This is a genomic window from Sinomicrobium kalidii (genome assembly GCF_021183825.1).
Taxonomy (GTDB): Bacteria; Bacteroidota; Bacteroidia; order Flavobacteriales; family Flavobacteriaceae; genus Sinomicrobium; species Sinomicrobium kalidii.
In genome coordinates this window covers 5,004,277-5,024,309 of the sequence record NZ_CP089211.1, presented here as the reverse complement: position 1 = coordinate 5,024,309, position 20,033 = coordinate 5,004,277, and the positions used below count along the sequence as shown (strand labels likewise).

18 protein-coding genes and 1 other RNA gene are annotated in these 20,033 nt (G+C 44.6%); 10 read left to right on the top strand and 9 right to left on the bottom strand.

From position 1 onward, the window contains the following. Positions 1 to 36: 36 nt before the first annotated feature. From hisB to hisG, 4 genes are all read right to left on the bottom strand, one after another. Positions 37 to 1,170, bottom strand: coding sequence for a bifunctional histidinol-phosphatase/imidazoleglycerol-phosphate dehydratase HisB (gene hisB / locus LS482_RS20200; RefSeq protein ID WP_233029376.1), 1,134 nt, complete (start codon positions 1,168 to 1,170; stop codon positions 37 to 39). Positions 1,171 to 1,278: 108 nt separating this feature from the next. Then, the gene (gene hisC, locus LS482_RS20195; RefSeq protein ID WP_233029375.1) at positions 1,279 to 2,328 is read right to left on the bottom strand and encodes a histidinol-phosphate transaminase; all 1,050 of its coding nucleotides are present in this window, start codon (positions 2,326 to 2,328) and stop codon (positions 1,279 to 1,281) included. Positions 2,329 to 2,361: 33 nt separating this feature from the next. Then, positions 2,362 to 3,648, bottom strand: coding sequence for a histidinol dehydrogenase (gene hisD / locus LS482_RS20190; RefSeq protein ID WP_233029374.1), 1,287 nt, complete (start codon positions 3,646 to 3,648; stop codon positions 2,362 to 2,364). A 147-nt stretch (positions 3,649 to 3,795) separates the two neighbouring features. Beyond that, entirely contained in the window at positions 3,796 to 4,653 is an 858-nt protein-coding gene (gene hisG, locus LS482_RS20185; RefSeq protein WP_233029373.1) for an ATP phosphoribosyltransferase, read from the bottom strand. 393 nt (positions 4,654 to 5,046) lie between these two features. Between hisG and LS482_RS20180 the strand changes: the two genes are divergently transcribed. Both LS482_RS20180 and LS482_RS20175 read left to right on the top strand, forming a co-directional pair. After that, the gene (locus tag LS482_RS20180) at positions 5,047 to 5,907 is read left to right on the top strand and encodes an OmpA family protein (protein WP_233029372.1); all 861 of its coding nucleotides are present in this window, start codon (positions 5,047 to 5,049) and stop codon (positions 5,905 to 5,907) included. Between the two features lie 21 nt (positions 5,908 to 5,928). Further along, entirely contained in the window at positions 5,929 to 6,441 is a 513-nt protein-coding gene (locus tag LS482_RS20175) for a helix-hairpin-helix domain-containing protein (RefSeq protein WP_233029371.1), read from the top strand. Between the two features lie 66 nt (positions 6,442 to 6,507). On the opposite strand, the gene LS482_RS20170 is transcribed toward LS482_RS20175, so the two are convergent. Beyond that, positions 6,508 to 8,133, bottom strand: coding sequence for an ABC-F family ATP-binding cassette domain-containing protein (locus tag LS482_RS20170; protein WP_233029369.1), 1,626 nt, complete (start codon positions 8,131 to 8,133; stop codon positions 6,508 to 6,510). A gap of 185 nt (positions 8,134 to 8,318) precedes the next feature. Here LS482_RS20170 and LS482_RS20165 point away from each other — a divergent pair, with 185 nt between their 5' ends. Further along, positions 8,319 to 9,737: a TlpA family protein disulfide reductase gene (locus tag LS482_RS20165; protein WP_233029368.1), complete on the top strand. Its 1,419-nt coding sequence runs from the start codon at positions 8,319 to 8,321 to the stop codon at positions 9,735 to 9,737. A gap of 261 nt (positions 9,738 to 9,998) precedes the next feature. Here the strand turns inward: LS482_RS20165 and fsa are convergent, their stop codons facing one another. The 3 genes from fsa to ffs all read right to left on the bottom strand — a co-directional run bounded on the left by fsa (position 9,999) and on the right by ffs (position 12,073). Next, positions 9,999 to 10,655 (bottom strand): fructose-6-phosphate aldolase, encoded by a 657-nt coding sequence (gene fsa / locus LS482_RS20160; protein ID WP_233029366.1) that lies wholly within the window; start codon positions 10,653 to 10,655, stop codon positions 9,999 to 10,001. A gap of 94 nt (positions 10,656 to 10,749) precedes the next feature. After that, positions 10,750 to 11,553, bottom strand: coding sequence for an SDR family oxidoreductase (locus LS482_RS20155; RefSeq protein ID WP_233029365.1), 804 nt, complete (start codon positions 11,551 to 11,553; stop codon positions 10,750 to 10,752). 421 nt (positions 11,554 to 11,974) lie between these two features. Next, an RNA gene (gene ffs, locus LS482_RS20150) (signal recognition particle sRNA small type) lies at positions 11,975 to 12,073 on the bottom strand. Between the two features lie 88 nt (positions 12,074 to 12,161). Between ffs and LS482_RS20145 the strand changes: the two genes are divergently transcribed. Continuing rightward, on the top strand, positions 12,162 to 13,205 hold the full coding sequence (locus tag LS482_RS20145) for a glutaminyl-peptide cyclotransferase (RefSeq protein WP_233029364.1): 1,044 nt from the start codon (positions 12,162 to 12,164) through the stop codon (positions 13,203 to 13,205). Between the two features lie 22 nt (positions 13,206 to 13,227). Next, positions 13,228 to 13,554, top strand: a complete 327-nt coding sequence (locus LS482_RS20140) for a DMT family transporter (RefSeq protein ID WP_233029362.1) — start codon at positions 13,228 to 13,230, stop codon at positions 13,552 to 13,554. On the opposite strand, the gene pepE is transcribed toward LS482_RS20140, so the two are convergent. Continuing rightward, positions 13,546 to 14,259 (bottom strand): dipeptidase PepE, encoded by a 714-nt coding sequence (pepE, locus tag LS482_RS20135; RefSeq protein ID WP_233029361.1) that lies wholly within the window; start codon positions 14,257 to 14,259, stop codon positions 13,546 to 13,548. The genes LS482_RS20140 and pepE overlap by 9 nt on opposite strands. A 206-nt stretch (positions 14,260 to 14,465) precedes the next feature. Here pepE and LS482_RS20130 point away from each other — a divergent pair, with 206 nt between their 5' ends. From LS482_RS20130 to LS482_RS20110, 5 genes are all read left to right on the top strand, one after another. Further along, the gene (locus tag LS482_RS20130) at positions 14,466 to 15,200 is read left to right on the top strand and encodes a BamP family beta-assembly machinery protein (protein ID WP_233029360.1); all 735 of its coding nucleotides are present in this window, start codon (positions 14,466 to 14,468) and stop codon (positions 15,198 to 15,200) included. 118 nt (positions 15,201 to 15,318) lie between these two features. Then, entirely contained in the window at positions 15,319 to 16,098 is a 780-nt protein-coding gene (locus LS482_RS20125) for a carboxypeptidase-like regulatory domain-containing protein (protein ID WP_233029358.1), read from the top strand. 9 nt (positions 16,099 to 16,107) lie between these two features. Continuing rightward, positions 16,108 to 16,956, top strand: a complete 849-nt coding sequence (locus LS482_RS20120) for a carboxypeptidase-like regulatory domain-containing protein (RefSeq protein WP_233029356.1) — start codon at positions 16,108 to 16,110, stop codon at positions 16,954 to 16,956. 34 nt (positions 16,957 to 16,990) lie between these two features. After that, entirely contained in the window at positions 16,991 to 17,503 is a 513-nt protein-coding gene (locus LS482_RS20115; RefSeq protein ID WP_233029355.1) for a DUF6702 family protein, read from the top strand. A gap of 62 nt (positions 17,504 to 17,565) precedes the next feature. Beyond that, positions 17,566 to 19,833, top strand: coding sequence for a M1 family metallopeptidase (locus LS482_RS20110; RefSeq protein ID WP_233029354.1), 2,268 nt, complete (start codon positions 17,566 to 17,568; stop codon positions 19,831 to 19,833). The last annotated feature ends 200 nt before the right edge of the window (positions 19,834 to 20,033 follow it).

Genomic DNA, 20,033 nt, shown 5'->3' with positions numbered 1-20,033 from the left:
TCCCGGCTTCGTACTTCCGCCTTTGTATTTCTAACTTCAGATGATTCCTTTTGTTGATGGCAGCACCATTTTTTCGGCATCGCGTTTTACAGCCATCTTTATTGCCTTCGCAAAAGCCTTGAAAATGGCTTCTATCTTGTGATGTTCATTCACTCCGTCAGCTTTTACGTTCAAATTGGCCCTGGCTCCGTCTGTAAAGGACTTAAAAAAATGGTAGAACATTTCGGTGGGCATTTTTCCTATCATTTCACGTTTGAACTCGGTTTCCCAGACCAGCCAGTTCCTCCCCCCGAAATCGATGGCTACCTGTGCCAGACTGTCGTCCATGGGAAGGCAAAAACCATAGCGTTCTATCCCCAGTTTATTCCCCAGTGCCCGGTTAAATGTTTCCCCTAAAGCAATGGCCGTATCTTCGATCGTGTGGTGTTCGTCCACTTCCAGATCACCTTTTACTTTTATGGCCAGGTCCATTTGCCCGTGACGGGCCAGCTGGTCCAGCATGTGATCAAAAAACGGGATTCCCGTGTATATATCACTTTTCCCGGTACCGTCCAGGTTAATGGATATTGCTATGTCGGTCTCATTGGTTTTTCTGGTAAGGGACGCTGTACGGCGCTGTAATTTCAGGAATTCGTAAATCTCCTTCCAGTCTGTGGTTTCCAGGGCAATACAGGCTCTCAATTCTTCCTGTTCGGCATTTACTTCCCCCGTGCCGAGATTGGTGTGGTTATTTATAAAAATACCTTGTGCCCCCAGATTTTTGGCCAGTTCCACGTCTGTGAGACGGTCTCCTATGACAAAGGAATTTTTCATATCGTAGCCCTCCGAAAAATATTTGGTAAGCATTCCCGTCCCCGGTTTACGGTTGGGCGAATTCTCTTCGGGGAAGGTCCGGTCTATAAAAATCTCATCAAAGGTAATCCCTTCATTTTCCAGGCTTTTCAGAATAAAATTCTGTACCGGCCAGAAGGTCTCTTCCGGAAAGGCATCTGTTCCCAGTCCGTCCTGGTTAGTTATCATTACGAGTTCAAAATCCAGTTCACGGGCAATTTTTGCGAGCCAGCTGAACATCCGCGGATAAAATTCCAGTTTTTCGAATGCATCGATCTGCTCGTCTTCAGGTTCACGAATTAAAGTGCCGTCCCTGTCTATGAATAGTACTTTTTGCATATTTTATTTTTTGCTTTTCAAGATATATAATAAGGTCTGCTATTTTCTATATAACCGGGCCTCCCATGGACTTCCCCCGACCTCCCTCGGGATGTGCGGTTGTGCTTTTCAAAGGGATTTCAGGTTTTCTATTAATCTGTCGTTTTCTTCCGGGGTGCCGACAGTGAACCGCAGGCAATTCTCACAAAGCGGCTGGGTAGTACGGTTTCTCACCACAATCCCTTTTTCCACCAGCTGGTTATACCGCTTATTGGCATCATCTACTCTGGCCAGGATAAAATTGGCATCGGAGGGATGAATTTCCTTTACACAATCAACCTCAAGTAATGATTGAAATAATCGGTTCTTTTGATCTTTTATACTGGATATTTCACGAGTAATTTTATCCTTTTCCATTAATCGTTGCAAGGCCCTTTTTTGCGTGAGCTCATTAATATTATAAGGCGGTTTGATCTTGTTCAATACGGTAATGATCTGCGGGGAAGCATAACATATCCCCAACCGTATTCCGGCCAGTCCGTAGGCCTTGGACAAGGTTTGTGTGACCACCAGATTGGGATAGGTGTTCAACCGGGACAGCCAGCTTTTCTTATCGGAAAAATCAATATAGGCTTCATCAATAACAACCAGTCCCGCAAAATTTTCCAACAGGGCTTTTACACTTTCTTCCGAAAGGGAATTTCCCGTGGGATTGTTCGGAGAACACAGAAAAATGATTTTGGAATTGTTATCCGCCTTTTCCAGGGTTTCCCGGACCCTCGGCTGAAAATCCTCCGATAGCAGCACTTCGCGGTTTTCCACGTTGTTGATGCCTGCCAGCACCTTGTACATTCCATAAGTGGGAGGCAGTGTCAGCACATTATCCTGCAACGGCTCGCAAAAAGCACGGAAAATCAGGTCGAGTACTTCATCGCTGCCGTTTCCGAGCAGAATATGCGCTACCTCTAAATTGTGTTGTCGGGCCAGGACTTCTTTAAGTTTCAGTTGCTGCGGATCGGGATAGCGGTTGACGCCATTTTCAAAAGGGTTCTCATTGGCATCTATAAAAACCATGTCCGCATCAAAATCCTTAAACTCGTCCCTTGCGGAGGAATAAGGTTTCAACCTGGCCACATTCGGGCGGACCAGTCTGTTTATATCGAATGGTATTGTTTTCATTTGTCGTTTTTCTGCGGTCTTCGTCCGGGGCATTTATTTTTTAATGTTTCGCAATCGCAGGGTTACCGCATTTTTATGTGCCTGCAGCCCTTCTGCTTCGGCCATCACTTCAATGGCCCTTCCGATATTCTGCATGCCGATCTCCGATATTTTCTGAAAGGTCACCGATTTTGTAAAGCTGTCCAGGTTAACGCCGCTGTAATTTCGGGAGTATCCGTTGGTAGGCAGGGTGTGATTGGTTCCGGATGCATAGTCCCCTGCACTTTCCGGGGTATAGTTACCTATAAACACCGATCCCGCGTTAATGATGCCGTTGACATAAAAATCTTCGTTTTCCATACAGATAATAAGGTGTTCGGGGCCGTATGTATTGATAAGGTCCAGCGCTTCACTTTCTTTTTCCACAAAAATGAGCCTGGAGTTCTCTATGGCGGCTTCTGCTATTTTTTTCCTGGGCAGTTCTTCTATTTGCTGCTCTATTTCCAACTCTACCTGGTCTATCAGTTCTCTTGATGTGGAAACGAGGATCACCTGGCTATCCGTACCGTGCTCGGCCTGTGACAACAGATCGGAAGCTACGAAAGCGGCGTTGGCACTGTTATCTGCAACCACCAGCAGTTCGGACGGACCTGCCGGCATGTCTATGGCTACACCATATTGTGTGGCCAGTTGCTTGGCCACCGTCACATACTGGTTTCCGGGACCGAATATTTTATATACCTGCGGAATATTTTCGGTACCGAAGGTCATTCCTGCAATGGCCTGGATCCCTCCTACTTTCAGGATTGTGGTTACCCCACACAAATTTGCCGTGTACAGAATCGCCGGATTTACTTTTCCCTGTTTATCGGGCGGAGTGCAAAGTACAATTTCATTACACCCCGCTATCCCTGCAGGTACGGCCAGCATCAAAACGCTGGAAAACAGCGGTGCCGTGCCTCCGGGAATGTACAGTCCAACCTTCTGGATGGCTTTTCTTTCCTGCCAGCACGCAATCCCTTCGGTAGTTGTTACCGTAACCTTATTGGTTTTTTGCGCACTGTGAAATTTTTCAATATTGGTTTTAGCCAGTTGTATGGCCTGTTTGAGCTCTTCCGAAACCTGGGTTTCCGCCTCTGCTATTTCAGAAGGTGTTACGGCCACTTCAGAAAGGGATACACCGTCAAACAACGAGGTATATTTGGCAACCGCCCTGTCGCCCTTATCCTGTATCTCCCTGAATATTTCCTGCACCATAGCTTCTATGTCATTTATGGTCTGCGTAGGCCTTTTAAGTAATTCCGGCCATTCCTCCCGTACCGGGTTATATATTTTATTCATAGGTCATTTATTTATCTCCTGATTAAAGTTAAAGTTTTTTACCATTGCGCCGATGATCTCATATACCGAATTCATCCGGCATCAACTCAAACCCCGAACCCGCGTTTTGTCATTCCGTCCCTTTTGCCAAATTTCTCCGAAAAACATTTAAAGTACCATTTTTTCAATGGGACACACTAAAATCCCCTCGGCGCCTACGGCCTTGAGTTCGTCAATTACTTCCCAGAACGTGTTCTTATCGATTACCGAGTGTACGCTACTCCATCCTTCTTCGGCCAGCGGCATCACTGTAAGGCTTTTTAATACCGGGAGTATTTTACCCACGGCATCTATTTTGTTATTGGGAACATTCATGAGGATATAGCGTGAATTCCGCGCTTTCAGTACCGATTGTATCCTGAACCGGAACTTTTGAAGTATGGCGTTGCTTTCTTCCGATATTTTCGGGGAAACGGCGAGTACGGCCTCACTTTTCAGAATGATCTCCGCTTCCTTCAGGTTGTTCTTAAACAAGGTGCTTCCGCTCGATACGATATCCACGATAGCATCGGCAAGCCCGATGTTGGGTGCTATTTCCACCGAACCGGAGATCTGGTGCAGGTCTGCGCTGATCCCTTTGGATTCCAGAAAGTCATTTACCGTATTGGGGTAAGAGGTTGCTATCTGCATTCCGGCCAGGTCTTTTACCGATGTATATTCAAAAGTTTTCGGCACTGCAATGGATACCCTGCATTTGGAAAAACCGAGTTTTTCCACGGCGCGTATGCCTTTTCCCTTTTCTACGAGCAGGTTGTCCCCCACAATAGCCGCGTCTACCACGCCGTCTTTGAGGTATTGCGGTATATCGGAGTTCCTGAGGAAGAGGACCTCCATCGGAAAATCGGAGGCCTCGGCCATTAACTGGTCATTTCCGTTGTTTATGGAAATCCCGCAGTCCTTCAGTATTTTCAGGGAATCTTCATTGAGACGTCCGCTTTTCTGGATGGCAATTTTTAATTTGTTCATTTTGTCTTTTGTTGTTTTCCGGTTAAGGATATTTCAAAATCATTTTTTCATTTTGTGCACTCCGGAAGCTCGGCCGGAAATAAAAAAAGCCCGTTTGATACACTCAAACGGGCTTATAATGGGTTAAAGAATTACATGCATACCTCTATCACCTCGCCTGAGTGCAAGTGTAAAAATGGTAATGATGTAAAACTATACGGTTCATTTCACTTTGATTCTGGTGCAAATTTAAATGAAAAATTATTTATCCCGACAAGAATATTCCCAAAATTTTGTAACAAACTGATTTTATATTGTAACAAAAAGACAGCAACAATCTTAAATTTCAGAATACCAGGGTTGTTTCATTTGTAGGAAATTTATATTTTTAACAAAAATTAACGTTGTCCAGGGATGAAAAATTTTCTAATCGCCTTTGTATTCTTTTTGATCTGGTTCATTTTCGGAATATGGATATACACTTGCCATATAAAGAATTTATGTGCGGCGAATCCTGTGGAGAAAACCGTAGCTCCCCCCGCTCAGACAGATACCGTTCCAACTCATGAAACATACGGAAGTGAATTTGCCCTAGAACAATTTAATGACTTTTCCATCAGTTCCGGGGCCGATACCGTGGCTATAGAGGAAACATCCGTAAATATAGAAGAACTGCTCTTTGACTTTCTCAATGAAAACCAGGACAAAGAACTTGTGATCACCGGACTTTACAACGACGAGGAAGAAAGCACTCTCGGCAGTGCCAGGGCCGAAAAACTGAAAGAAAGGTTTACGGCCTACGGAATAAACCCGGACCGCATGGTAACACAATCGGCCCGGAAAGATTTTGATTTTGACAAAGAAGGGCGGTATAACGGTGGTATAGAAATGCAATACCGCGACATTACGGAAGACAGGAATGCGCTCATCGAAAAAGGGCTGTCCAATAAAATACTATACTCCAATTTTGCATCGGAAAAGTTCAAGCCCGATAATACCCTGAGGGCCTATGCCGAAGAATTAAAAAATTATCTCGATAAATATCCTGAAAAAAAAGTGGTGATCACCGGACATACAGACAATGTCGGACCAGTTGAAGCCAACGAATGGATAGGCATGCAGCGTGCTAAAAACGTAATGAAATACCTGGTCAGCACAGGAATTCCCGAAGAAAAGTTAAAAGCCTTTTCAAAAGGGCCGCACGAACCCATTGCAACCAACGCCTCTCTGGAGGGACGTCGCCAGAACCGCAGGATTGAGATCAAAGTCAATTAACCCAAATACGAATAAAACATCATGGAACAGTTAGCACCGGTAGCCGCCATAGAATACGTCGTATTGTTTTTAATATGCCTGGGGTCCTTTCTCATAGGATATTTTTTTGCGCGAAGTCATTTTTCCAAAAAATACAGCAATCAGCTCAGGAACTGTCTTTCGGAAAAAGAGGCTTTACAGGAAAGTGTCAACAAACATGCGAACAGCACTTTCAGCAACATTAACTCCAATATCAAGGCCAGGAAAACAAGAGACCGCAGGGGCGCACTCTATGCTCCCGATGACAGTCCGCTCGACTTTGACCGTATCGGCCGGGCCGATCATACGGTCCGGGACGACCTGAAAAAAATAAACGGTATCGGCCCTTTTATTGAAGAGAAATTAAACAGTATCGGCATTTTCACCTTTGAGCAGATCAGTAATTTTTCGGAAGAAGACATGACCCAGGTTACCGAGCTCATACAGTTCTTCCCCGGAAGAATAAAACGCGACGACTGGAAAGGACAGGCTGCCGAATTAAAAAGCAGGGTATAAAAAACACGGAATACGATTGCCCCGATGAGCATTTGTATTCCGTGTTGTTAAAAAGTGATCTGAATATTATACTTTGTACATCGTCTCCCGCTGTTCCTTAATGGAAGTATCGCCCATATATTCATCAAAGCTCAGGTACCTGTCTATTGCCCCGTTAGGCGTCAGTTCTATGATCCTGTTGGCCACGGTCTGTGCAAATTCGTGGTCGTGTGTAGTGAACAGGATGGTTCCCTTGAAGTTCTTCAGCGAATTGTTAAAAGCGGTAATACTTTCCAGGTCAAGGTGGTTTGTAGGTTCGTCGAGCATAAGCACGTTTGCCCTGAGCATCATCATCCTGCTGAGCATGCAACGCACTTTTTCTCCCCCGGAGAGCACTCTCCCCGTTTTGAGGGCTTCTTCCCCGCTAAACAACATTTTCCCGAGGAAACCGCGTACATACACTTCTTCCCGCTCTTCTTCAGTCTTGGCCCATTGCCGCAACCAGTCTACCAGGGTAAGGTCGTTATCAAAATATTCGGCATTGTCTACGGGTAAATAGGACTGGGAAGTTGTTACCCCCCATTGATATTTTCCGGCAGCTGCTTCCTGTTTCCCGTTAATGATCTCGTAGAAAGCCGTTGTTGCACGGGAATCTCTCGAAATCACGGTAACCTTATCGCCTTTGGCCAGGTTAATATCCACATTTTTAAACAGTACCTCCCCGTCGAGAGTGGCTGAAAGGTGTTCTACGTTGAGTATCTGGTCACCGGCTTCCCTTTCCCGTTCAAAAATAATGGCCGGATATCGCCTGCTGGAAGGTTTAATATCGTCTACCTTGAGTTTTTCCAGCATTTTTTTCCGTGAAGTGGCCTGCTTGGATTTGGCCACATTGGCACTGAAACGCTGGATAAACTCCTGCAGTTCTTTGGCCTTGTCTTCAGCTTTTTTATTCTGCTGGGCTCTTTGCCGGGCAGCCAGCTGGCTACTTTCGTACCAGAAAGTATAATTGCCCGAAAAGTGGGTGATCTTCCCGAAATCTATATCCGAAATATGCGTACATACGGCATCGAGGAAGTGACGGTCGTGCGAAACCACAATTACCGTATTATCATAATTGGCCAGGAAGTTCTCCAGCCAGCTTATGGTTTCGAAATCGAGGTCGTTGGTAGGCTCGTCCATGATCAGCACGTCCGGGTTGCCGAACAGCGCCTGTGCCAGAAGCACCCTTACCTTCAGCTTTCCGTCCATATCAGCCATTGGGGTATAGTGAAACTCTTCCTGTATTCCCAGGTTGGACAATAATGCCGCAGCGTCGCTGTCTGCATTCCATCCGTTCATTTCTTCAAACTGCACCTGCAGTTCTCCCACCCTTTCACCATCGGCATCACTGAAATCTTCCTTGGCATAGATATCATCCATCTCCTTTTTTATGGCGAATAAGGGTTGGTTGCCCCTTATTACGGTCTCCAGCACCGGATATTCGTCATAGGCATAGTGATCCTGCTCCAGCACGGACATCCGCTTTCCGGATTCGAGCTGTATGTGTCCGGAAGTGGGGTCCGTTTTTCCGGAGAGAATTTTCAAAAAGGTCGATTTTCCTGCTCCGTTAGCCCCGATGATCCCGTAACAATTCCCCTGTGTAAAGGTGATATTTACATCGTCGAACAAAACCCGTTTGCCAAATTGAACAGAAAGATTTGATACTGTTAACATTTATTTTATTTTTGAATTTCGTTAAGTCGATGCAAAAGTAACAAAACACAAACTATTATAAAGCGTGTACGCCACCTTTTAAGTACATTTTTTAACTCGGCATTAACACAGGTACACCCCCAGGTTTGTTAGCTTTGCTGTTATATAAAGTATAGTGCTCAGTACTATACGTTTAACCGGATTGTATGAGGAATTTGCTAATAGCATTTTTAGTATTACCTTTTATTGGCTGTAATAATTCAGAAAATACTATCGCCTATTTCGGGGGCGAGATCATAAATCCACGGGATAGCAGCGTTGTTTTGTTTAAGGACGACGAACCGGTAGATACTGTATTGTTGAACAGCGATAACCGCTTTTTATTTAAACTGAACCTGGAAGACAGGGAAGGCGATTTATTCAAATTCAAACATTTCCGCGAACATCAATACATTTTTATCCAGGGCAAGGACAGCATCCTGGCCCGGGTAAACACCCTGAATTTTGACGAATCACTCGTTTTTTCGGGCCGTGGGGCAGAAAAAAACAATTTCCTCATAGAGATGTTTCTCCTGGACGAGGACGAAGAAAAACTGGTTTACAGCTATTACCGTCTTGAGCCGGAAGAATTCGGCAGGAAAATTGATTCGCTCCGGGCCATGAAAATGGAACAATACGAACATCTCATCGTTAATCAACGCCTGTCGGAACCGGCAAAAAATGTGGCCCGCGCAGCTATCAATTACCCCAGTTACAAATCCAGGGAATTTTATCCGTACATGCACAAAAGACTAAAGGGCATAGACCGGAAAAACCTGCTTGACATGCCCGGGGATTTTTTTGCATTCCGCAAAACCATAGACTATAACAACGAGGAACTCCGCTTTTACAAGCCTTATTTTGATTTTATGATGTACCACTTCAACAGCCTGGCTTATGTGAAGTGTGTAAAAGAGTGTGCTCACGAGGGTGATTTTATTGAAAAATCCGCACACTACTACCTGCACAAGCTGGACCTTATCAACAACAAGGTACGCGAAAAAGGATTAAAAGACTACCTCTTCTGGAATACTGCCTATACTTATTACCTGAACGACCAGGATACGGCGAACAACACGCGTTTCATAGAAAAATTCAGGGAACTCAACAGCGACAACAAATACCGGGATGAAGTGGAATCGCTCTACACCAGCATTCAAAAATTGCAGGAAGGTTCCGGCATCCCTCCGCTGCAGCTGATCGATACTCAGGGTAAACATACCGACCTGGCCAAAGTATGTCGCGACCACAATACCGTGATCTATTTCTGGACATTTTTCCAGAAAGGGCATTCCAGGTATATCAACAAACATGTACTTGACCTGGAAAGTCAATACCCGGCCGTAAAATTTGTGGGCATATGCCTCAACGAGGACTATAATGCATGGACAGAGACCATAACATTAAACGGTTTGCGCCGCAACCGGCAATACCTCTCACAGAAAAGGGATACTGTTAGCAGGGGGCTTATAGTGAATAACCTGAACAAGGTGATTGTCGTAGATAAAAACGACCGTATTGTAAATGCCTTTACTTACATCAACTCCCCCGAATTTCTGGAAACACTCAACACCCTTCCCCGGTAGCGTTTCGGTTATCTCATTCTCCCCGATCCTTAAACAAAACACGGATCACAACTGGTCCCCATAAAAAAAATTGCCTCAAAATCAATCTGAATATTGCGAAAAATCCGCAAGCATCAGAAGAAGAAGTGATTTTGAGACAACTTTTACTCACTAAGTGAGGTTTAAAATGCTTCGAGGTTTGCGTCGAAATGTTTTTTTGGGATTTTTCGATTTATGCCTCGCGAGCTTGCTCCAAGGTTATTGTTTTTTTTAAAACCGGGATCAGGAATTTCCCTTCTTGTAATCCGCGAGGAATTTTTCAAGTCCTATATCGGTCAACGGATGTTTTAACAACCCTGTGATGGACGACAACGGTCCGGTCATTACATCTGCCCCGATCTTGGCGCACTCAATAACGTGCATGGTATGCCGGATAGATGCTGCGAGGATTTCCGTAGAAAAACCGTAATTATCATAAATCTGACGGATCTCGGCAATGAGGTTCAACCCGTCTGTCGAAATATCATCAAGCCTGCCGATAAAGGGAGAAACATAGGCCGCTCCGGCTTTTGCCGCCAGGAGCGCTTGCCCGGGCGAAAATACCAGCGTACAGTTGGTACGTATACCCTTATCGGTAAAATATTTAATGGCCTTGACCCCGTCCTTGATCATGGGCACCTTTACCACGATTTGATCGTGCAGTTCCGCCAGTTCCTCCCCTTCCTTGACAATACCGTCGAAATCGGTGGCGATCACCTCGGCAGAAACATCCCCGTCCACAATGTTACAGATATCTACATAATGTTTGAGAATATTGTTCCTTCCGGTAATCCCCTCTTTCGCCATTAATGAGGGATTGGTCGTTACCCCGTCAAGAACACCGAGTGCCTGTGCTTCTTTAATCTGGTCCAGGTTGGCCGTGTCTATAAAAAATTTCATTCTTTTAACTTTTAATATATTGGTTATTGTATTTTTTCAGATCAAGTGGTGTGTATTCCGTAAAAAACCGGATATGGTACTAAGGACTACAAAACTACAACTTATAATGGTTCATCAATAATCTTTCATAAACTTTATCCGGCAGGGTACGCTTCAGCACAATGGAAAACTTTTGCGCGAATGCCCCCACCCTGTAATGTATTTTCGGGGATTTACTGTTGATAATGGCATACACTGCCCGGGCCATCTGTTCCGGGTCGCTGCCCGCCTCTACGTGTTCATCCATCATCTTCAGTGCTTTTCCGTAAGTCTCTCTGTACGGGGATACCTCCTTTAACGGGGCGTGATATCTTCCGGCAGCAATATTCGTGGCAAAATCGCCCGGGGCTACATTGACGGCACGTATACCGAATCCTTTTACTTCCATGCTCAATGTTTCCGTGATGAGTTCCAGTGCCCCCTTGGAAGCAGAGTACACGCCGCGGTACGGCAATCCCATATATCCCGCAATAGAGGTAATGTTGATTATAAGACCATCTTTTTGTTCTCGCATATGCGGGAGAACCGATTTTATTACCCGCATCGGGCCGAAGACATTGGTTTCGAAATTATTCAGCAACTCGTCATCCGGGATTTCTTCCAACGGCCCGGTGATCCCGACCCCCGCATTATTGATAAGTACGTCGAGGCGTGATTCGATAGTGATAATACTGTTAACAGCCTCCTCTACCGTAGCCTTGTCCCGCACGTCCATCTTCAGAAGAGGGAAAACCGATCCGCTTACCTTATCGGGATTCCTGCTGGTGCCGTAAACCCTGTACCCCCTGCCTGTAAGGAACTCGCCCATACACTTACCGATCCCCGAAGACCCGCCGGTAATTAAGACTACTTTCGACATAGATTATCTCGTTATTTAATCAGCAAACGAAGATAATTTTTTTCAAATTAAAACAGGCCTTCTTCCCGAAAAATATAATAGCATATTGATTTGTCGGCGATTGAAACTTTACGATCGGGGCTGAAGCCAGATTTCGTATCAATCCTAAAAGCTACGGATGTTGTCGGGCTTCGGGTGTAAGACAGCAGGACATTAAGAGATGAGACCTGCCATTTATGAAATAGTTCCTTTTTGTTACAGATTAATGAGTTACTGAGTTGATGCGTGATGCTTAACTAACCAAAATACAACCTCACTTGCAACATTCAACCCAAAAAACATTCGTGTATCCGTGGCAAAACCAAAACAAGCAAAAAAATCACAACCTTTAATCCTGATTTCCAAATTCTTGGACATGATCCGGGAAAGTTCAGGGTACAAAAAAAGGCAAGCTACCTACATCGCACCGCTACGACCACATACCCTTGCTGCGTTCCCGCCCTGGGGGATTCTGCAGGAGCTGGTCGTGTAGGACTTGCCGGGTGCAAAGGTATGTTTTTTTTATATTTTCCCAAAGGTTTCCCATCTTAATTTTATTGAATAAATTGCTATCTCTTAATTTAATATGTATGAAAATGCTTAAGTGGTTAACTGCCAACATATTTCTCGTCTTTTTTATGGCCTGTAATGGTGATAAGGCTTCCTCCAAACGATTTTCCATAACGTTAGGGAAAGGACAGGAAAAGGTACAGTACAACCAAACCCTGAAGGCAGGTATCACCAACAGGAAAAAACTGGAAATAGATTCCGTGACCTATAGTATTGACGGAATAAGGTTACAAACCGAGGGGAATGATATCAATCTGAAAGGTATTCATCTCGGGCATCAAACCCTTGAAGCTACTGTTTATTACGAGGGGCAATCCGAAAAAATCTCCAAACCGATAACCATTCTTGCCGAAAAAGCCCCGGAAATATATACGTACACCATTATCAACACCTATCCGCACGATGATAATGCCTTTACGCAAGGGCTCGAATTTTACAAAGACACCTTATATGAAAGTACCGGCAGACGGGGCGAATCTACCTTGAGGAAAGTGGACTACAGGACCGGAAAAGTGCTCAGGAAAAAGGAGCTGAGTGCCGAACACTTTGGCGAGGGGCTGACCATTCTAAACGATAAAATCTACCAGCTGACCTGGAGGGCCAATACCGGTTTTGTCTATGACATGGACTTTAACAAAATAAAGGATTTCCCCTATGGCAACAGTAAAGAGGGCTGGGGATTGTGTAACGACGGCACACATATTTACAAAAGTGACGGCACCGAAAAAATATGGATGCTCGACCCCGAAACCCTCGAAGAAAAAGACCATATAGAAACCGTAACCAATACTTCGGTCTTTTCCCGGGCTAACGAGCTCGAATACGCCAAGGGTAAAATATACGCCAATACCTGGCAAAAAGACGGCGTAATGATCATAAACCCGAAAACCGGTGCCATCGAAGGCGTTATTGATTTCAGAGGGCTCAAGGAAAAAGTAACCCAGAACAAAAACCTCGACGTCCTGAATGGTATTGCTTATCACCCCGGAAATGACACCTTTTTCATTACCGGGAAAAACTGGGACAAGATCTTCGAGGTGAAAATCGCTGAAAAAGAAGAATAAATAACCTGACCTGATCTAAAAAATGCACTGGTTAATCCTTGTCATCGCGGGCTTTTTCGAAGTGGGTTTTACATTCTGCCTGGGAAAGGCCAAAGAAACCGCAGGCACAACATCCTATTTGTGGATCGTGGGCTTTTTCCTGTCATTGTCGCTAAGCATGTACCTGCTTTACCGTGCCACACAGGTATTGCCCATAGGCACAGCCTATGCCGTCTGGACCGGTATAGGGGCCGTGGGTACCGTATTGATGGGGATCGTCTTTTTTAAGGAACCGGCCGACTTCTGGAGGTTATTTTTTATCACTACCCTTATCGCCTCTATTATCGGGTTAAAGATATTTTCACACTGAGGGCCAGAAACTGATGTTACTTCCGCTTTCCAGTTCGTAAGGTGATTTTCCCTGTTCGAAGATCCGGGCAGCCAATTCACCTTCCAGTGTAATGTTATCTCCTTCCACATCCAACCAACTGCCTTCCCGGAGGCCAACAACGGGCTGGGTATTTATTTTATGAAACTCCCCGATCCGTGTTTCACGGGTTTCCCCCATATGTTTGCTGCTCGTATCCGCGTCCTGGTAATGCGGGTTGATATTAAACGGAACCAATCCCAGGGTTTTAAAACTCGGCGGATAAATAATGGGCATATCGTTGGTCGTTTGCATGGTTAAGCCCGTAATGTTAGCCCCCGCACTCGTGCCGAAATACCGGGTACCGTTCCATACCGCCTCCCGCAACGGTTCCATTACCCCTGTTTTGTAGAGTTGCGTAACCAGCAAAAAAGTATTTCCTCCCCCGGTAAACACCGCCCGGGCTTCACGAACGGCTTTTACGGGGTCTGCAAAGGTATGAATGCCAATTACTTTTTTACCGGTACGGGCAAGGCCCTTCCGGGCTATTTCGGTATATTCATCATGAGTTATTCCCCCCGGCCTGGCGTAAGGTATGAAGAGGATTTGGTCCGTTTCGGAAAAAAACAGTTCAAGCCGGGATGAGATATAAGACAGGTACGTACCGCCGTGCACCGTAGATGTACTGGCAATAATAAGTCGCTTCATGAAGTCGTTTTTCGCGTAATTCCTTAATCAGATTTTTTGTAAATTTAAATATTGTATTTAACAAAACTTTAATTGCCGTACAGTTTTTTTTCCGGTAATCTTGTGTTTTCTTTACCCACGGTAAACCCAACCCCCATGAGAAGGAAGGCCCCGCTTTTCTTTTCTGAAACCTGTACGCAACTAACATAGGAACCAAAAAAGACCCGATGCGAAAAATAGTATTTATTCTGACCTTTCTCTGCACATTCATCACATATTCGCAAAGCGATGACAGGATTATCCTCAGGGGGCAGGTGTTGTACAGGAATACCTATGTATCTAATCAGAATGTCATAAACATCACAACGGAAAATGCAACAACCACTAACGATAACGGCGAGTTTGAAATAAGCGTAAAATCTGGCGACAAGCTTGTGTTTTCTGCGGTAAATTACCAGTTAAAAACCGTAGAGGTTACCGACAGCATACTGAATAACAACCGTCTTGTAGTAGAGGTCAATGAAAAAGTGACCGAATTGGAAGAGGTCGTGGTAACCCCGGAAAACAGGGCAAAATTCCTCGAACTCAAAGGAGAGGAATTCAAGGAATTCAGCTATGAAGAAGACTACTCTACCGAAGTTCCGAACATGGCCACACCTGAACACAGATTACGGCACGGAATCAATTTCGTGAATATTTTCAAAGCCCTTTTCCTTTCCAACAAGGAACAGGAAACGCCGAAAAAGCAACTCAAGGTAAGTGAAGTACTCCGCCAGGTATATGATGACGAGTTTTTTGTCATAGACCTCAAAATACCACAGGACAAGATAGACGATTTTCTTTATTACTGTGATATGAAAATCCCGCGTCAATCATTGTTGCGAAAAAACAATGAATTTGAACTCATTGAGTTCCTGGTCCGGCAAAGTGAAAATTACCGCAAAACCCTTAATGAAGAATAGCTTCTCCCCTTTTTTAAAACCACAAAAAAAGGAATATATGATCCTTACAGGCGCTCCCCGCGTCCTGCCGTTTCCCGGTAACACACCGTAAAGCTATCATAACGTATAACCCGGTGACTTGCACAACACAAGAAAAAACAGGCTCCTTCTATGCTTTCTCTCCTTTTCCTTTTACGGCCTTCGTGCCCAGACTGATTTACAGGGAAAAGTCGAAAACCGCTTTTCGGATGTATCGGGTATACATGTCATTAATAAAACTTCCGAATCGGCTACAATAACAGATGCCAAAGGTTATTTTAATATCCGGGTACAGGAAGGAGATACCCTGCTGTTTTCGGCCGTACAGTTCCGTAAGGAAGAAGTCGTGGTCACTACTGAAATGTTGAATGCCCATCCTTTCATCGTACAGCTTCGGGAACAGGTAACCCAACTGGACGAAGTGGTGTTAAAAAATCTTACCGGGAACCTGACTACAGACCTACACAAAATAAAAACGGACAGTGTTGACGCTGTAAACCTCGGATTGCCCAATGCCATGAAGGTCCTTCCTTCAAAAACCCAAAGAAAGTTAATTGAAGCAACCTCAGGAGGTGGGTTGATCCCCATAATCCCCATCATAAACGCTATAACCGGACGGACCAAAAAATTGAAAAAACGCGTGCAACTGGAGAAAGATGCAGCAAAGACCGAGGAAATACGCGAAGCGCTTAAATCCCACACTTTTACTTCCCTGGGAATACCCGAGGACAAAATATACGATTTCCTGTTCTATTGCGCCGAACAGGAAAACTACGACCGCCTGAAGAACAGCAATGACCTCATATCCCTGACCGATACGCTAAAGGTCATGGCAGAACAATATATAAAAGTGAATGCCCTTGCCCCATTAAAACACTAAACTCCGGGAATGCGATATGATAAGACACACCACAAAAAAAATCCGGACAGCAGAAAAAAACTGGCCATTTTCTTCTTTTTACTGCCCCTTCCCTTATGCAGCCTATATGCACAAATCCAGGTTACGGGCATAGTAAAAAGTAAAGATCCGGATCGTGAGGGAATACACGTCATTAACAAGACTTCAAATACAGCCACTATTACCGACAACAAGGGCCATTTTTCCATCCCGGCAACTCCCGGGGATACCCTGCTGTTTTCTGCCGTACAGTTCCGAGACAGGGAAATTGTCATTGCCGAAGCCAACCTGAACGGCTCTGCACTTATTGTCGATCTGGAAGAACAGGTGACCGAACTGGACGAAGTCATCCTGAAAAACCTTACCGGGAACCTGGACTCAGACCTCCGGGACGCCAAAACGGATACTGTCAACGCCATGAGCCTGGGGCTTCCCAACACCCATGTTATTCCGCGTACGCAGGCAGAAAGGAAATTGTATACTTCGACTGATAAGTCTATCGTAATTGATAAAACCAGTATAAGCCCTAATATTGGCTTAAAAACAGATTTCATAATAAACGGAATTACCGGACGTACCAAAAAACTTAAAAACCGCCTTAAACAGGAAAGGAAAAAGGCAAAACTGGAAAAGGTACGCAAAAGCTTTGGAGACCGGTTTTTCCTTTCTGCCGGGATCGCCCGGGAAAAGATATACGATTTTTTATACTTTTGTTCCGTACAGCAGGAATACAACAGGATCATAAAAACCGATGATCAGGCGGCACTGTTACAATTTTTAAAAGTTCAGGCCACCCGGTACACAGCGATAAACAATCCTGTCACTATTCCGAAGGATTAGCTTTCTTTTACCTTTTTACTTAGTACTTGAATTTATGTATCCCTTAAAAAAAATATTCGCTTTTGCCCTGCTTTTTCCGTTATTTGCTTTTGTAAATGCACATAAGTTCTACGTGAGTACAACAAATGTCCGGTACAATACAGAAGAACACGCCATACAGATCGTTTCCAGGATCTTTGTAGACGATCTTGAAAAAACCATAGATCAACGGTATGGTATACGATCCAGACTGGCTACGGCCAAAGAAACCCCGGATGCAGATACCTACCTGGAAAAGTATTATTCCGATAAATTTATTATAAAGGTAAACGGAAAGGTCAAAAAATTCCGGTTTGTCGGGAAAGAATTCAAGGAAGGAATGATCGTATCCTACCTCGAAATTCCGGATACCCCGCTCCCCGCTTCTATTGAGATCGAAAACAAGCTCTTATATGAAACCTATCCGGAACAGCAAAATATTGTACATATCCGGACAGAGAATATCAAAAAAAGCTTTCTGCTGCTCAAAGATAAAGACCGCTGTACGGTAAATTTCAAGCAAAAGTGACAAGGCTTTTCCAAAAAATAACTAATTTGCAACACTGTATCATTTACTAACATAACTCAGACATGAATTCAATAAAAACACGCTTCTTCCTTTTCCTGGCGCTGGCTTTACTCACCGGGGCATACGCACAGGAAGAACCCACGGAACAACAAGGACATGTCAACACCAACAAATTCCGCCAGATGTACCAGGAATTTACCTCCCCCAACATGTTCCGCACAGCTTCGGGAGCACCCGGACCTGCCTATTACCAGCAACAGGCAGATTACAAGATGGATATAGAACTCGACGACAAAAACCAGAAACTATACGGCGAAGAAACCATTACCTACACCAACAATTCGCCGGATAAACTGGAATACCTGTGGGTGCAGCTCGACCAGAATATCCGTTCCAAAAACTCCCCTGCCCTGGATAAAAACAATGAAAAATTTGCACCCGCCGAGAGCCCGGAAAGGTTTGTCGACAAATACCTGAAAGAACCTTTTGACGGCGGCTTTAATATTGAATATGTAAAAGACCGTAAAGGGAATCCCCTACCCTACACCATCAACTATACCATGATGCGTATTGATATTCCGGAACCCCTGCAACCGGGAGAAAAGATCTCTTTTTCCATCAAATGGTGGTATAATGTTAACAATCACGTAACAAACAGGGCGCGGAGTGGTTACGAACATTTCCCGAAAGACGGTAACAATACTTATGTCATAGCCCAGTTCTTCCCGAGAATGGCCGTATATAACGATCATGAGGGCTGGCAAAATTACCAGTTCTGGGGCAGTGGTGAATTTGCCCTTCCCTTCGGAAATTACGAGGTGAACATTACCGTCCCCGCAGATCACATGCTGGAGGCTACGGGAGAACTTCAAAACCGTAAGGACGTATTTACCAGAACGATGATGAAACGGTATGAGAAAGCTACAGAATCTTTTGACGAACCCGTTGTTATCGTTACGCAGGAAGAAGCCGAGGCTAAAGAGAAATCCTTTTCCAACAGGAAAAACACCTGGGAGTTCAAAGCCGAAAGTGTACGTGATTTTGCCTTTGCCACTTCGCGTAAATTCATATACGATGCCATGGCGGTAAAAATGGGAGACCGGACTGTTATGGCCGAATCGCTGTATCCCAAGGAAGGCAACCCGTTGTGGGAAGAATATTCCACCAGGGTTGTGGCCCATACCCTGAAATCATATTCCGGTCATACGTTTGACTATCCCTATCCCAAGGCTATTTCCGTACACGCCAAAAACCAGGGCATGGAATACCCCATGATCTGCTGGAATTATGGTCGCCCGGACGAGGACGGCACCTATTCCGACAGGGTAAAATACGGGATGATCAGTGTTATTATCCACGAAATAGGCCATAATTTTTTCCCTATGATCGTCAATTCCGACGAACGCCAATGGGGATGGATGGACGAAGGACTTAACACCTTCCTGCAATATCTTACCGAGCAGGATTTTATGGAAAATTATCCTTCCAGAAGAGGGAAACCGTCATCCATGGTCACGTATATGAAAGGCAACCAGGATTATATCGCCCCCATTATGAGCAACCCGGAAAACGTTTATCAACTGGGTAATAATGCTTACGGTAAACCGGCAGCCGGACTTACCATACTCCGGGAAACCATCATGGGGCCCGAGTTATTCGACTATGCTTTCAAAACCTATGCACAGCGCTGGATGTTCAAGCACCCCAACCCGGAAGATTTTTTCCGTACGATGGAGGACGCCTCCGGTGTGGAACTCGACTGGTTCTGGAGAGGCTGGTTCTACACCACAGACCATGTAGACATAGGAGTTAAGGAAGTAAAAAAATTCTTTGTGTCTCCTCAACCCAATGATAAGGTTAAAGAGATCATGGCCGCCCGGAACATTCCGGATACCGTTCCGTTTGTATTTTTTGCGGAAGAGGGTGCGGAAAATTATACCGAAGCACTTAAAAACGGTTCTCTCCTGGAACATTCCACTCCGCTGAACGAGTATATCCTCGACAATTTTACCCCGGAGGAACGCTCAAAATTAAAACAACCTAACTATTTTTATGAAGTAACCTTTGAAAAACCGGGAGAAATGCTCATGCCCCTCATTGTCGAGTACAGCTATACCGATGGTAGTAAAGAAACCGTGAAATACCCTGTGGAATTATGGCGAAAAAATGATACCGAAGTTTCAAAAGTCATTGCTACGGACAAAGAGTTAAGCCAGATAATAGTAGACCCCAAAGAGGAAACCGCCGATGTTAATACGGAAAACAATTACTGGCCGAAAAGGGAAACCAAGTCCGAATTCGAAGCCTTTAAGGAGCGAAATCAAAAATAAGCTTCACCATAGCGGGCGTTTTTCTTAAAAGAACGCCCGTTTTCCAGTTGTTTTTTCAGGAATAGACACATAATCAATACAGTAAACACAGGCGTTGATTTTTGTTTATCATTTATATTTTCCACTTTATAATTTTTCTGTATATTCGCGCAGAATTCGGGAAAGCACAAGTGTTCTCCCCTATCAAAAGCCACAGGGCA

Bases quoted from the DNA above. Each gene is read 5' to 3' on its own strand.
- hisB (WP_233029376.1), bottom strand. From the start codon at position 1,170: ATGCAAAAAGTACTATTCATAGACAGGGACGGCACTTTAATTCGTGAA.
- hisC (WP_233029375.1), bottom strand. From the start codon at position 2,328: ATGAAAACAATACCATTCGATATAAACAGACTGGTCCGCCCGAATGTG.
- hisD (WP_233029374.1), bottom strand. From the start codon at position 3,648: ATGAATAAAATATATAACCCGGTACGGGAGGAATGGCCGGAATTACTT.
- hisG (WP_233029373.1), bottom strand. From the start codon at position 4,653: ATGAACAAATTAAAAATTGCCATCCAGAAAAGCGGACGTCTCAATGAA.
- LS482_RS20180 (WP_233029372.1), top strand. From the start codon at position 5,047: ATGAAAAATTTTCTAATCGCCTTTGTATTCTTTTTGATCTGGTTCATT.
- LS482_RS20175 (WP_233029371.1), top strand. From the start codon at position 5,929: ATGGAACAGTTAGCACCGGTAGCCGCCATAGAATACGTCGTATTGTTT.
- LS482_RS20170 (WP_233029369.1), bottom strand. From the start codon at position 8,133: ATGTTAACAGTATCAAATCTTTCTGTTCAATTTGGCAAACGGGTTTTG.
- LS482_RS20165 (WP_233029368.1), top strand. From the start codon at position 8,319: ATGAGGAATTTGCTAATAGCATTTTTAGTATTACCTTTTATTGGCTGT.
- fsa (WP_233029366.1), bottom strand. From the start codon at position 10,655: ATGAAATTTTTTATAGACACGGCCAACCTGGACCAGATTAAAGAAGCA.
- LS482_RS20155 (WP_233029365.1), bottom strand. From the start codon at position 11,553: ATGTCGAAAGTAGTCTTAATTACCGGCGGGTCTTCGGGGATCGGTAAG.
- LS482_RS20145 (WP_233029364.1), top strand. From the start codon at position 12,162: ATGAAAATGCTTAAGTGGTTAACTGCCAACATATTTCTCGTCTTTTTT.
- LS482_RS20140 (WP_233029362.1), top strand. From the start codon at position 13,228: ATGCACTGGTTAATCCTTGTCATCGCGGGCTTTTTCGAAGTGGGTTTT.
- pepE (WP_233029361.1), bottom strand. From the start codon at position 14,259: ATGAAGCGACTTATTATTGCCAGTACATCTACGGTGCACGGCGGTACG.
- LS482_RS20130 (WP_233029360.1), top strand. From the start codon at position 14,466: ATGCGAAAAATAGTATTTATTCTGACCTTTCTCTGCACATTCATCACA.
- LS482_RS20120 (WP_233029356.1), top strand. From the start codon at position 16,108: ATGCGATATGATAAGACACACCACAAAAAAAATCCGGACAGCAGAAAA.
- LS482_RS20115 (WP_233029355.1), top strand. From the start codon at position 16,991: ATGTATCCCTTAAAAAAAATATTCGCTTTTGCCCTGCTTTTTCCGTTA.
- LS482_RS20110 (WP_233029354.1), top strand. From the start codon at position 17,566: ATGAATTCAATAAAAACACGCTTCTTCCTTTTCCTGGCGCTGGCTTTA.